At 39.2% G+C, this 11,755-nt stretch carries 15 protein-coding genes and 1 pseudogene; 13 read left to right on the top strand and 3 right to left on the bottom strand.

The window, feature by feature from the left end; genetic code table 11:
• From JQC92_RS09950 to JQC92_RS09905, 11 genes and pseudogenes are all read left to right on the top strand, one after another.
• On the top strand, nucleotides 1-478 hold a 478-nt coding region (locus JQC92_RS09950), incomplete at its 5' end, for an ISAs1 family transposase (protein WP_204999516.1).
• A gap of 31 nt (nucleotides 479-509) precedes the next feature.
• Nucleotides 510-563: pseudogene (locus JQC92_RS23170) on the top strand (hypothetical protein); the annotation flags it as partial.
• A 9-nt stretch (nucleotides 564-572) separates the two neighbouring features.
• Nucleotides 573-1,208, top strand: a complete 636-nt coding sequence (locus JQC92_RS09945) for an ankyrin repeat domain-containing protein (RefSeq protein ID WP_239480505.1) — start codon at nucleotides 573-575, stop codon at nucleotides 1,206-1,208.
• Between the two features lie 93 nt (nucleotides 1,209-1,301).
• Nucleotides 1,302-2,249: a bifunctional Delta(1)-pyrroline-2-carboxylate/Delta(1)-piperideine-2-carboxylate reductase gene (gene lhpI, locus JQC92_RS09940; RefSeq protein WP_204999515.1), complete on the top strand. Its 948-nt coding sequence runs from the start codon at nucleotides 1,302-1,304 to the stop codon at nucleotides 2,247-2,249.
• A gap of 320 nt (nucleotides 2,250-2,569) precedes the next feature.
• Complete coding sequence (locus JQC92_RS09935) at nucleotides 2,570-3,097, top strand: RNA polymerase sigma factor (protein WP_420851312.1); 528 nt, start codon at nucleotides 2,570-2,572, stop codon at nucleotides 3,095-3,097.
• Nucleotides 3,097-3,639, top strand: a complete 543-nt coding sequence (locus JQC92_RS09930) for a hypothetical protein (protein WP_204999513.1) — start codon at nucleotides 3,097-3,099, stop codon at nucleotides 3,637-3,639. Before JQC92_RS09935 ends, JQC92_RS09930 begins: the two co-directional genes overlap by 1 nt.
• Nucleotides 3,640-3,649: 10 nt before the next feature.
• Nucleotides 3,650-4,588, top strand: a complete 939-nt coding sequence (locus JQC92_RS09925) for a DUF4097 family beta strand repeat-containing protein (RefSeq protein WP_204999512.1) — start codon at nucleotides 3,650-3,652, stop codon at nucleotides 4,586-4,588.
• Between the two features lie 351 nt (nucleotides 4,589-4,939).
• A complete protein-coding gene (locus JQC92_RS09920; protein WP_204999511.1) occupies nucleotides 4,940-5,092 on the top strand; it encodes a hypothetical protein in 153 nt (50 codons plus the stop codon).
• 66 nt (nucleotides 5,093-5,158) lie between these two features.
• Nucleotides 5,159-5,575, top strand: coding sequence for a hypothetical protein (locus tag JQC92_RS09915; protein ID WP_204999510.1), 417 nt, complete (start codon nucleotides 5,159-5,161; stop codon nucleotides 5,573-5,575).
• 106 nt (nucleotides 5,576-5,681) lie between these two features.
• Nucleotides 5,682-6,152, top strand: coding sequence for an IS1/IS1595 family N-terminal zinc-binding domain-containing protein (locus tag JQC92_RS09910; RefSeq protein ID WP_276315791.1), 471 nt, complete (start codon nucleotides 5,682-5,684; stop codon nucleotides 6,150-6,152).
• A 37-nt stretch (nucleotides 6,153-6,189) separates the two neighbouring features.
• A complete protein-coding gene (locus tag JQC92_RS09905) occupies nucleotides 6,190-6,549 on the top strand; it encodes an IS1595 family transposase (RefSeq protein WP_239480504.1) in 360 nt (119 codons plus the stop codon).
• Between the two features lie 373 nt (nucleotides 6,550-6,922).
• Here JQC92_RS09905 and rsuA read toward each other — a convergent pair whose 3' ends face one another.
• Entirely contained in the window at nucleotides 6,923-7,624 is a 702-nt protein-coding gene (gene rsuA / locus JQC92_RS09900; protein ID WP_204999508.1) for a 16S rRNA pseudouridine(516) synthase RsuA, read from the bottom strand.
• Nucleotides 7,625-7,679: 55 nt separating this feature from the next.
• On the opposite strand from rsuA, the gene JQC92_RS09895 reads away from it, so the two are divergent.
• Nucleotides 7,680-8,306, top strand: a complete 627-nt coding sequence (locus JQC92_RS09895; RefSeq protein WP_204999507.1) for a glutathione S-transferase family protein — start codon at nucleotides 7,680-7,682, stop codon at nucleotides 8,304-8,306.
• A 14-nt stretch (nucleotides 8,307-8,320) separates the two neighbouring features.
• Here JQC92_RS09895 and JQC92_RS09890 read toward each other — a convergent pair whose 3' ends face one another.
• Nucleotides 8,321-9,361: a hypothetical protein gene (locus JQC92_RS09890; protein WP_204999506.1), complete on the bottom strand. Its 1,041-nt coding sequence runs from the start codon at nucleotides 9,359-9,361 to the stop codon at nucleotides 8,321-8,323.
• 128 nt (nucleotides 9,362-9,489) lie between these two features.
• Nucleotides 9,490-9,993, bottom strand: a complete 504-nt coding sequence (locus tag JQC92_RS09885) for a DUF4447 family protein (protein WP_204999505.1) — start codon at nucleotides 9,991-9,993, stop codon at nucleotides 9,490-9,492.
• Between the two features lie 171 nt (nucleotides 9,994-10,164).
• Between JQC92_RS09885 and JQC92_RS09880 the strand changes: the two genes are divergently transcribed.
• On the top strand, nucleotides 10,165-11,742 hold the full coding sequence (locus tag JQC92_RS09880; RefSeq protein WP_204999504.1) for an alkaline phosphatase: 1,578 nt from the start codon (nucleotides 10,165-10,167) through the stop codon (nucleotides 11,740-11,742).
• The last annotated feature ends 13 nt before the right edge of the window (nucleotides 11,743-11,755 follow it).

Raw genomic sequence — 11,755 nt, 5'->3', positions numbered from 1 at the left:
ACAAACAGAGAACTTAGTTATAGAAAAGAACCGTAGTCGGCTTGAAGCAAGGGCTTGTAAGGTATTATGTGCAAAAGAAGTTGCGAAAAAGTTTCCTGATTGGCCAAAACTGAAAACGGTTGGTGTCAGCATGGGATACAGACAAGAAAAAGGAAAAGAGCCAAGCTTAGAGTATCGTTATTACATCAGCTCAGCAGAACTTACAGAAGAACAGTTTTCCGAGGCAGTACGAGCACATTGGGCTGTTGAAAATAGCCTGCACTGGGTACTCGATCTTAGTATGAATGAAGATAGATGTCAGATATATAAGGACAATAGTGCCGAGAACTGGGGAATATTAAGACAAACGTCTTTAAATATGTTGAGAAAAGAGAAAACAAAAGTCAGCATCCCGACAAAAAGAAAGCGAGCTTGGATGAAAACAGGTTATCTTGAAAAAGTTTTGAAGGCTGGCCTAACAGAGGTGAGTAAAATTTAAACACTCACGCGGTTGCCCTGGGAATACTCCACTTCACCTTGCTGTACATAACAAGCATGTATATTTAGTTGAAAGATTATGTTCAAAGAAAAATGTGTCTTTAGTTTTGCTTAATAACAGTGGAGAGCCACCATTATCTATTTTAAAACCAGAAGTTAAGACTAGGTTATATCAACAAAACAAACAAAAACTCACTCGGCAGTTATTAGCTTCTTATCCAGGTACACCCAACGGTGGTACTTGGTTCCACCATGCAGTTTTGTTTGCAAGTAAAGGTATTTCGTTGCTTGAATTTATGAGTATGGGACTTCATCTAAATGCCGAAGACTCAGACGGCAATCGGGTATTTCACCTAGCGTGTGCCAATGGGTTTGAACCTCTACTCAAAGAAATGATTTCAAATGCTGACGAAATAGGTTCTTTGCATGAGGAGGTAAATGCACTGAATTGCAGAGCCGAAAACCCATTATACGTTGCGCTATTAAATGGAAGGGTGAGCATTGTAAGAGAGTTACTTAGAACTAATATGTATCAATTCAATGAAAACTCCGAGGAAACTTTAAAAATAAGACAACTTCTTCTTCAAATAAAAAGTACCAAAGTCAGCAGTGAAAGAACTTGGCGGTTTGGCAATGCTAAATTATATGGAAAATTAGTTGACGTTTTTAAAGAGCATCGGAGAGAAAATGGACGTCACTCATTTAAATTAAGCTGGCTAGGCATAGGTTAGAACAAAAAGAAAAAAAGCCTCAATAAAAATTATTTGTCTCAGAACAATATATTGAGGTATAAAGTATACAAAGTTAACATTGAGATTGTTTTTATGCTTTTGTTAGACGAAAACCGAGTGCAGCAAACCCTCTCATTTGAAGAGTTAATCAGTACTTTAAAAAATACCTTCTCAAAACCATTTGGTATGCCGCAAAGGCAAGTATTTGAGCTTGAGCCTAATAGTGAAAGCCACGATGCATTTGCGGTTTTACCGTCTTGGAGTGAGGAAACCATTGCTGTCAAAGCCTTCACTTATATGCCGGATAATCCTAAGCACTCAGATAAATTAAAAAGTATTTATGCCCAAATTATGATTTTTGATCGTAAAACGGGTGTACCTCAAGCTGTGGTTGATGGTACATCAGCAACCTATTGGCGTACGGCGGCAGTGTCAGGTCTAGCAAGCCAGTTACTCGCAAGGGAGAGTGCGTCTAAATTACTACTTTGCGGAACAGGAAATTTGGCATCGTATATGGCTTTAGCCCATGCTTGTGTGCGTGATATAAACCAGATAAGAGTTTGGGGGCGAAGCCCTGAAAAAATGGATGCGGTCATTTCTGAAATTAAAGCCAAACGTCCCGATATAGAAGTGTCACGTTGTGCTGATTTAAACGAAAGTGTTGGCTGGGCCGATATCATCAGTTGTGCCACTCGATCGCCAGAGCCCCTGTTTGATAGCTCACTGGTATCTGAAGGAACACATGTAGATTTAGTTGGGAATCACCTAAAAACTGCCAGAGAATGTGACAGTCAATTACTTAATCGTTCGAGTGTATTTGTAGACTCTAAAGTTAATTGCTTTGCTGAAGCAGGAGAGCTGTTATTGCCAGTGAGTGAAGGTGTGTTTTCACTGGATGAAGTGAAAGCTGAGTTAACTGATCTTTGCAAAGGAGAGCATAACGGTCGCCAAACGGATGAAGAAATCACTTTATTTAAATCTGTAGGCAGCGCCATTGGTGATTTAGCGACAGCTCAACTGGTGTATCAATATTCAAAATAGCCCTTCTGAACTGAGCTTCATTACCTTTGAAGCTCAACTTTCTGAATAACCTGAACTGGGGATAAGCAAACCTCACCAGCATCTCTATTTCTGCGTTTTGAGTGCTCGCAATAGCTGGCTATTGCAGCGCACTCATGCCTTGAACTGAACAAAACTAGAGACACTATTGATCGATATAGCAAAATATTGATAATTTTAAATGCGTTAGTGATTCCATTATCCCGAGCTCAGGTTAAATAATTTTAAATTCCATTTAAACCTTTTTCATATTTCAGGCAGTCTAACCAGTAATAAAATAAAAAAACAAGGAAGATACTTTGCTGGCGTTGGTTGAAAATCATCAATCGATTACTCAAGAAAGTGAATGGATAGCTAAAGCTGCTGCTGGTGACCGTAATGCTTTTCGATTGCTCTATGAGTTACATCATCAGCGAGTCTATGCTCTGGCGTTGCGTCTGAGCAGTAGTCCAAGTATTGCAGAAGAGATCACTCAAGACTGTTTTGTGCGTTTATGGCAAAAACTGCCAAGCTTTCGGGGCGATAGCCAATTCTCTACTTGGTTACATAAGTTGGTGGTCAATCAAAGTTTAACGACAATCAAAAAGCACAAGTCATGGGCACAACGGTTCTTGGGCTTTGAAAGTGTCAATGAACCAGTCAAAGAAGATGAATATGACGAGCTGGACCAACTGATCATGAAACTGCCTGAAAGGGCGCGAATTGTCTTTGTATTACATGCTGTGGAAGGCTATCGCCATGATGAAATTGCGAATTTATTAAAGATTGCTGCAGGTACCAGTAAGGCGCAATATCATCGAGCTCGTGGGTTATTAAAGGAGATGTTTTGATGACTAAAGCTGAACAAAAATCAGATAAAAAACTCGATCAGTTGATTGATGATCTGCCTAGGAAATATCCAACACCAAAAAGCTCATGGCAGCAGCTAGAATCAAGGTTGGATGTGATCACATCTAATGAATCTAAATCAAAATTATTAAATCTTAAGTTTGGTGTTGCGGCATCAATTCTAATTGGGTTTCTGAGCCTTACTTTAATTCAACAAATTAATTTTGAAAAATCAGAGTCGTTAGTTTTTCAAAGCGAAAACAGGTTAGAAAAACTAATTGATACGTTAAATCAGCAGCATCTGTCGCAAATTAAAGCGATTGAGCAAAGCCAACTCAAGCCAGTAAATTTAACACAACAAAATGATTTTAAGGGAGGGCTGCTTAAGCTTAGAGAAGCTCAGACTTCCATTATTAATGAACTTAAACGTGAACCAAGTGATAAGCAGTTATGGGATTTATGGCTTTGGACTCAAGGACGAGAGCTGGAACTGCTAAAGCAACACTCAAAAATTCAACAAATGGAAACCATTAAAACAATATAGGATGAGGATGATGAAACGATTTATTTCGGCTTTGGTCGCACTAAGTATGCTGCCATTGAGTACATTAGCAGCAGAGCAGGTGAACAAAACTCTCGATGTATCAACAATGCCGACGGTGCATATTGAGATCATTAGAGGAAATATTGATATTGAAACATGGAATAAGCCTCAAGTTAAAGTTACAGGAACCTTAGATGAAAAAAGTGAAGGGCTTCTTTTTGAGCGCAATGAGGATTCGATAAGAATTAAAGACAAATTGCCTCGTAGATTAAACGATTCCAATGCGAAGGGCAGTAATCTCGTTATCATGGTGCCTAGAAAGGTTAACCTTGATGCTGATGGTGTTAGCACTGACTTCCAACTCGGTAAACTGGAAGGTGATATTGATGTTGAAACTGTGAGTGGTAATGTTAATGCAACTCAAATCAATGGTGCCTCGACATTAAGTTCGGTCTCTGGAAATATCAACGCAGCCAACTTATCTGGCAAGATCAAATTCTCCGCAATTTCTGGAACAATCAAAGACACGAATAGTAACGGTCGTGTACGCTATACATTAGTAAGTGGCAATTTAGTGTCAACGAGTAACGCAGAAGATATTGAGGCTGAACTTATTTCTGGCGAGCTTGAAGCTCAGTTTAGTAAAGTGAAGCAGCTTGAAGTCAGAGTTGTTAGCGGAGATGCTCAGATTAAGTTACCGGGCGATATTGAACGGGTAAGAGCAGAAAGCGTGAGTGGTGATATAGAATTAAGCTTTTCCAAAAAGCCAAGCGCTAGCTTTGAATTTGATGGTGGTCCGGGTGGCGACATTAGCAATCGTTTAACTCATGATAAGCCCAAAAAACAAAAATATACACGTGCAGAGTCTTTAAGCTTCTCAACAGGCAAAGCATCAGCCTCAGTAAAAATGAGTACAATTTCTGGCGAACTGACAGTTCGCACTCGATGATATGAACAGCGGCACCTGCTCGGTCGGGTGCTGATTATTTTTAATTTCTTATCTCTACTATATATCAATTGAATATTTCAAATGCATAATTATTTCTATAAAATTTAGTCAGGTGATTTTTTTTAGGTTTAAATAATGTTTTATGAATGGCTTTTGGATTGACACTCAAGCCAGTACTTGTGTAATAAATATTTAAAATAATAATCAAATTTTCTTAATATCGTTTCAAACATATTCATTTTATTTCACGAAGATAGCTCTTTGATACGTTTTGTTTAATTCAAACTATTCAGGGTCTTGCGTGTTATTTGGGTAGCGTCAGCTAAAAGTTAATTTTTTGAAGGAAGCGATATGTCATCTATTTCTCCAGAAGCGTCAGAGTTTTTGATAAGCGGAAATTGTATATACAATGAATTGGAAGATCTGACCAAAGGAATGATCTTTAGTGATAATGACTCAAGAGTCATAGAAGTTGAGAAGGACAGAGTTAAAACAAGATACTAAGCCGTTCGTATAGATAAAGCACATCTTCCTTCAGAACATAGAACTAAGGCAAAAGATAGAGCATATGTGCAGTGGTCACAGATAAAAGAAGATAGTGAAGCAGCCCCCTTAACTGATTTTGAGGCTATCAAGATTCATCGGGTTTTTACAGACTTTCAAAAAGAGTTGGTTTCATTTACTCATAATTTTGAAAAAGAACGGTCTCAGGCCTTTGCGTCAAAACCTAAATATAAAGTGATAGAATGTCGTGCTCCAAGCGAAAGTGCGGAGTTAAAAAGTGAATCGTCAAAACCTAAATATAAAGTGATAGAATGTCATGCTCCAAGCGAAAGTGCGGAGTTAAAAAGTGAATCGTCATTAGGGTATAAAGTTTCAAGTTCAGTACTAGATTGGGGGAGCATTAGGTTTTGTTTTCACTACGATAAATCACATGTTACTAATACAGCTGAGAATACCGTTGTGCCTTTTGAGGTAGGAGCCTAGGTATCAGCAACAAAAAGCAGGTTTATGAAAAAATCTTGGCTCATATCGTAATTCAAACTGCTCTGATAAACTTGCTTGAGCGTTTGCCTTTGAGATTCTTTTCAAAATGGAAATTTTCAGCATAGTTAACCTGATTAGCAACAAGAAATGCTACGAAAGGGTTCGTCAATTGAGGTGGAAAGAAGGCGTTACTTGTCCACACTGTGACTCTAAAACCATTAAAAAGAATGGTCATGATATTACTCAAAAAGATTGTCAGCATTATCAATGTAAAACATGTCAACGTTACTTTGATGACCTAACCAATACTGTCTTTGCTGGTCATCATCAACCTTTAAAAATATGGATAACGTGCCTTTACTTTATGGGGCTAAATCTTTCAAATAATCAGATAGCTAAAGAGCTCAATTTACATAAAAGCGATGTTCACAATATGGTTAATACTTTGCGTTCAGGAGTTATCAAGAGAAAACCAGAAGTATTATTGAAAGGCGAAGTTGAATTTGACGAAATGTACCTTGTTGCTGGTCACAAAGGAAATCCTGAAGCCATAAAAAAATCTGGGGCGAAAAAGTAGAAGACGAAAACTTAAAGGTGCTCCTGGACGAGGAACGATGGCCTCTGAAAAACCACCAGTGTTTGGAATGATACAACGTGGTGGAGAAGTCGTTATTAACTTGCTGAAAAATGTTCAGAAAGCAACGATTAAACCTTTTATAGAAAAAACAGTCGCCATTGGCTCGTTAATTTACACCGATGAGTACAGCATTTACCATTCACTTGAAGACTGGGGTTATGAACATAAAAGTGTGTGCCACAGTAAGCATGAGTACGCTAGAGATGAAGACGGTGATGGATTTTATGAAGTGCATGTTAATACGATGGAAGGCTTCTGGTCATTACTTAGGCCATGGTTAAGACCACATCGAGGAATATCACAAGAAAAACTCCCTCTTTATCTTGGTTTTTTTTAGTTTGTACACAATGCTGGCCTACGAGGTAAAGGGCTGCTTGAGCCACTCATTCAACTATTGGTTACCTAGCAGTCTTGAACCCGATATGAGCCAAAAATAATATATTTAGAGGCATTTAGACTCAGCTCGAAGGGCAATGGTTATTACCGATATATAAAACTGTCGTTACTTCGTTTCCAAATAATCATGCGATAACGCAGCAGCTTTTATTTTGAAAGAGCGACCAATTTTCGCTCTCTTTTTTCGTTGCTTTTGAGCGTTCACTGTTCTTTGTTGTGATCAGCTCACTTAGATGACTAAGCTTCAATGCTCACGCCTTGAACAGAAAAACGCTCAAATAGCACAAAATTTAATCCTGAAAGATCAACAGGCCCTAAGTTCTGTTGTGTACAGAATTAATTTCTTCTTCCGTTAAATAACGCCATTCACCCGGTTCAATGTCTTCTTCAAGTTCAATTTGTCCTATCGCTTCTCGGTGTAAACCAATCACTTTATTTCCTATGGCAGCGAACATTCGTTTAACTTGATGATACTTGCCTTCATAAATCGTTAATACCACGATATGTTCGTTAAGGATTTCAAGTTCAGCAGGCAGAGTTAAACCGTCTTCACCGTTTAATTGGATACCCTCAGCAAATAAAGGGATAGCAGATTCTTCAATAGGATCGGCGAGTTCTGCTACATAACGCTTACAGCACTTCTTCTTAGGTGACGTAATTTTGTGAGACCATTGACCATCGTTAGTGATGAGTACTAGACCTGTGGTATCAGCATCTAGACGACCTGCAATATGCAGTTCTTCGGCTTTAGGCACATCCAATAGAGAAATTACAGAAGGGTAATGCTCGTCGATGGTTGAGCAAATCGTGTCCATTGGTTTATTCATCATAATATAGCGATCGCCAATCAATTCGAGGGGCTGGTCGTCAATCATAACTTCAGTGTCGAGGCTAACTTTAAATGAAGCATCCTTTACAACAGCTCCATTACAAGTGACTTCACCTGCTTTTAATAGTTTTTTAGCTTGGCTACGAGTGAGTTCGGTTGTTTCGCAAATAAATTTGTCTAAACGCACAATGATTCGTTAAGTTAGGTTCAGTTATGACTATTTTATCATTTAAGGGAAAAAGATGATCACATTATATGGAACACCGAGAAGCAGAGCATTAAGAGTATCTTGGTTGCTGGAAGAAATAGGTATTGATTGGAATTTTGAGTTTATTAATTTCACTAAGGGCGATAACAAAAAAGAGTCATTTTTAGCACTTAATCCGAGCGGGAAATTCCCGGTACTTGTCGATGGTGACTTCGTACTTACAGAATCAGCCGCCATTAACCTTTATCTGTGCGACAAATATGCAAACAAGCAATTTTTACCCAAAGGCGGTGTAAATGACGTTGCTAGACATCATCAATGGATGAGTTTTATTACGACCGAGTTAGAGCAACCTTTATGGACAATGGGCAAACATAAATTTGCGTTGCCTGAAGCCGTGAGAGTGCCAGAAGTACTCGTTACAGCAAAATGGGAATTCAATAAAGCATCTCAGCTGGCTGAGAATATGATGCCTGAAACTCAGTACTTATTTGGAGAAAATATTACTGTTGCAGATATTATGTTGGCACAAACGCTTGTGTGGGCCGATGTTTTCGAACAAGAAATTCCACCAAAATTAAAAAAGCATATGGCAAATATGATGTCTCGCCCTTCGTTTAATCGTGCCATCGAAAAAGGAAAAAAAGCAATTACAAAGTGAACAAATCGAGGCGGTTAACCACCTCGATAATAAGACTCAGGAAATGCAGGAGAGATACACGTTCTTATTTTATAGTGGTAGAGAATCTCTTGCGTTTCATCTGGTGTAATTTGAAGTACCTCATAGTCATTGAGCACGACGCCATGACTATGTTCATCCAGTTTACAACGAGTTTTCTCATCTGAATCAAAATAAAAAATAAAATGCTCAACCAGTTGCTCAATTTTTCTTGTGCCAGTTTCCCCTTGTCGCTGAATGGTTTTGATCGCATCGATAAAAAACTTTATGTCACTATCAGAGTCATCAGCATTAATATCAGCAATGATTTCATTTAATAACTGCTGCTTTTGCAATGTTTCATCGGTTTTAAGCGCTTGAGTGTTTGCTTCAGGTACTTTTGTTACTGGTTGGCTCTCTGTATGGAATTGAACAAGCTTAGTGTCTTTAACTATTGAGGTTTCACTGAGATCTTGAATGAAGAACATGATGATTAAGGTGAGTGCTGTTCTCATCGCCATGGTCAATACCGGATGAGGATATTTTGAAATACTGAACTTTTTAACGAGATGTAATGGTTTTAAAACTAGGATAACGGTTGAAACGTAAATCATTGAAATAACCTGGAAAAATAATAACCCAATAACGGTGATAGCCGCTATCCATGTAGGAATATAAAGTAAAATTGCAAAGTTGTGACCATAAGTGAAATAGTCACTGGACACTCCAGTCACTTGATTAACGACAGAAGAAGCATTTGCGAGTGCAAAGTTTGCGATGGCGGCGTAGAACAGCAAAATGATCGCCTTTCCTATTAGTGAACGCCAGATAAAATGAATAATCGGCAGACACTCCATGATTAGCGCAGAAAAGGCGATTAATACGCTTATCCATAAAGAATCAGAAAAGAGAAGAAGCGTTAATACCGATAAAGCATAGAGCTTTTGAGGACGACTGTATCGAGCTAATTTTTTAATCAAGTCTAATTTAAAGTGGCCTAACTTATTTATTATTAGACTAATTTTATCTTTAACTGTTGAAAGTATCTCAGCTAGCATTTTCACAAGGGCAAATGAATAATAAGTAAACAATATACAGAATACTGTTTAAATTTAACATCTTTGCAAAATTAAAACCTAGCTTCAAAGCTTAAGACTTGAAGTTGCCTTAAGCTTTGGTATGTTCGTTATTTCAATTGAGTCGCAGCCCATTTTGCACGGCTTTCGCGGTTTTCTTTAAGTTCGTTCTGTTCACGGTAGGCTTTATATGCTTCAACATCTAATGGGACTAATGTGACATCCACGTCCAAAACCAGCTTGCACTCTTTTTTTATTCGCCAAGCTGACGTGTTATAGAGCTCTGTTAATGGTAACGAGCTAACAAATTCAGGATTGTACTGAGTATAAATAGCCTGTGTAGGGTAAACCACGAAGGCTAAACGTCGTTTAGGTTCTTTTTTAAATAGCGCTTCAATGCCATCACTTGTGTTGACCACTTGCATTTCAATTAGGTCGTCAATTTCGAGTAGCTTTTTTTCAACTGGAGTTGGCATTGGTTTTTCATTGGCTTCCCATGCAACAACGTCTTCAAGCGATTGCTTGGTTAACTCAGCAAGTTGTTGCTGAGTTAAAGATAAAGATTGTCGTAAAGCTTGAGCTTCAACTCCGTTAAGTGCAGCAAATTTAGACATGATTTTCTCGATAAATAATAAATTGGCGGGATTATATACCGTCTTTTTACGAATGTAATTAAAGCCTCATTTTTCTGTCTTAGAACTGCAACACGTGACTTCTATTTTACTGGTGCGCATATAAAAGCAGATCACTGCTTCAAACATCAATACAACACAAAAGGTAATGTCATGGATGCAAAATGGGCTTTAGTTCCTTCTGCTCTAGCTTTGGCGGTAGCAGCAAACGCAACAGTACTGCCAAGTCATCAAACGCAAAATGCATGGTTTACGGATGCAAATCAAAAAGTTCAAACCAAAACCAATTTAACAACGCAAAATAAAGCTAAGAATGTGATTTTATTTGTTGGTGATGGCATGGGGGTTTCAACACTCACAGCCACTCGTATTTACCAAGGACAAATGAATGGCCAACCAGGGGAAGAAGGTGCTTTATATTTTGAAAACTTCCCATATACCGCTCTAGTTAAAACTTATAACGTGGATGCACAAACGCCGGATTCAGCGGGCACGATGACAGCAATGATTTCTGGTCTTAAAACCGATGTCGGTGTCATTGGTGTCGATGAAGATATTGCTAGAGGTGATTGCTCCACCGTATCAGGAAATGAAGTTGCATCAGCGTTAGAGCTTGCTGAAATCAAAGGTTTAGCAACAGGTATCATTTCAACAGCACGCATTACTCATGCAACTCCTGCCGCAACCTATGCAAAATCAGCTGATCGCAACTGGGAAGACGTTTCCGACATGTCAGAAGACGCAGTTGCTGGTGGCTGTGAAGATATCGCATCACAACTCATCAACTTTGAAGAAAACCTTGAAGCACGTTACCCAGGTGTTGATGTCAATGGTATCGAAGTAGCATTTGGTGGCGGTCGTCGCCATTTCTTGCCTAAAGACGCAGCAGCAAATTCTGCGGACGCCAAAAGTGAAATTGAAGGGGATCGTACCGATGAGCGTAACCTTGTCACAGAATGGCAAGAGGCCTATCCACAAGGTCGCTATGTGATGGATCAAGCAGGGTTTGATGCCATTAACCCTGAGACAGACTCTCAGGTACTTGGCCTATTCAATGAAAGCCATATGCAATACGAAGCCGATCGTGGAAATGATATTGCAGGTGAGCCTTCACTCTCTGATATGACTTCAAAAGCCGTCGAATTACTCAAAAAAGATGAAGACGGATTCTTATTGGTTGTCGAATCTGGACGAATTGATCATGGTCACCATGCAGGCAACGCTTATAACGCTCTGCACGACACAGTCGAATTTGCGAAAGCGGTTGAAGCGGCTTATCAGAATACCAACCCAGAAGAAACGTTAATTCTAGTTACTGCCGATCACAGTCACGTATTTACGATCGCAGGCTACCCAAAGCGTGGTAACCCGATCCTTGGCAATGTCGTTGAAATTGGAAAAACTGAGCCGAAATTGGCCTCAGATGACAAGCCATATACCACTGTGGGTTACGCAAATGGCCGAGGTCACATGCATTTAGGTGACGAGACTGATGCCGACGCAGGCTATGGTCAAGACATTAATGCTGGACGCAGTGATACAGCATTGACTGATACTGGTGCAGCAGGTTTCCATCAAGAAGCGACCGTACCAAGAAGCAGTGAAACTCACGCAGGTGAGGACATCAGTTTACATGCAACAGGACCTGGTGCTCATCTTGTGCAAGGTACCGTTGAGCAAAGTGTTATTTACCACATCATCAACAATGCATTGTCGTTAGACAACGAGTAACGAGGATAAGAAC

Source organism: Parashewanella hymeniacidonis, from assembly GCF_016900895.1.
In the GTDB taxonomy this organism is placed as follows: Bacteria; Pseudomonadota; Gammaproteobacteria; order Enterobacterales; family Shewanellaceae; genus Parashewanella; species Parashewanella hymeniacidonis.
This window is presented reverse-complemented; position numbering and strand designations above follow the sequence as displayed.

Bases quoted from the DNA above. Each gene is read 5' to 3' on its own strand.
- JQC92_RS09925 (WP_204999512.1), top strand. From the start codon at position 3,650: ATGAAACGATTTATTTCGGCTTTGGTCGCACTAAGTATGCTGCCATTG.
- JQC92_RS09890 (WP_204999506.1), bottom strand. From the start codon at position 9,361: ATGCTAGCTGAGATACTTTCAACAGTTAAAGATAAAATTAGTCTAATA.
- JQC92_RS09885 (WP_204999505.1), bottom strand. From the start codon at position 9,993: ATGTCTAAATTTGCTGCACTTAACGGAGTTGAAGCTCAAGCTTTACGA.
- JQC92_RS09930 (WP_204999513.1), top strand. From the start codon at position 3,097: ATGACTAAAGCTGAACAAAAATCAGATAAAAAACTCGATCAGTTGATT.
- JQC92_RS09895 (WP_204999507.1), top strand. From the start codon at position 7,680: ATGATCACATTATATGGAACACCGAGAAGCAGAGCATTAAGAGTATCT.
- JQC92_RS09910 (WP_276315791.1), top strand. From the start codon at position 5,682: ATGGAAATTTTCAGCATAGTTAACCTGATTAGCAACAAGAAATGCTAC.
- JQC92_RS09920 (WP_204999511.1), top strand. From the start codon at position 4,940: ATGTCATCTATTTCTCCAGAAGCGTCAGAGTTTTTGATAAGCGGAAAT.
- lhpI (WP_204999515.1), top strand. From the start codon at position 1,302: ATGCTTTTGTTAGACGAAAACCGAGTGCAGCAAACCCTCTCATTTGAA.
- JQC92_RS09880 (WP_204999504.1), top strand. From the start codon at position 10,165: ATGGATGCAAAATGGGCTTTAGTTCCTTCTGCTCTAGCTTTGGCGGTA.
- JQC92_RS09905 (WP_239480504.1), top strand. From the start codon at position 6,190: ATGGCCTCTGAAAAACCACCAGTGTTTGGAATGATACAACGTGGTGGA.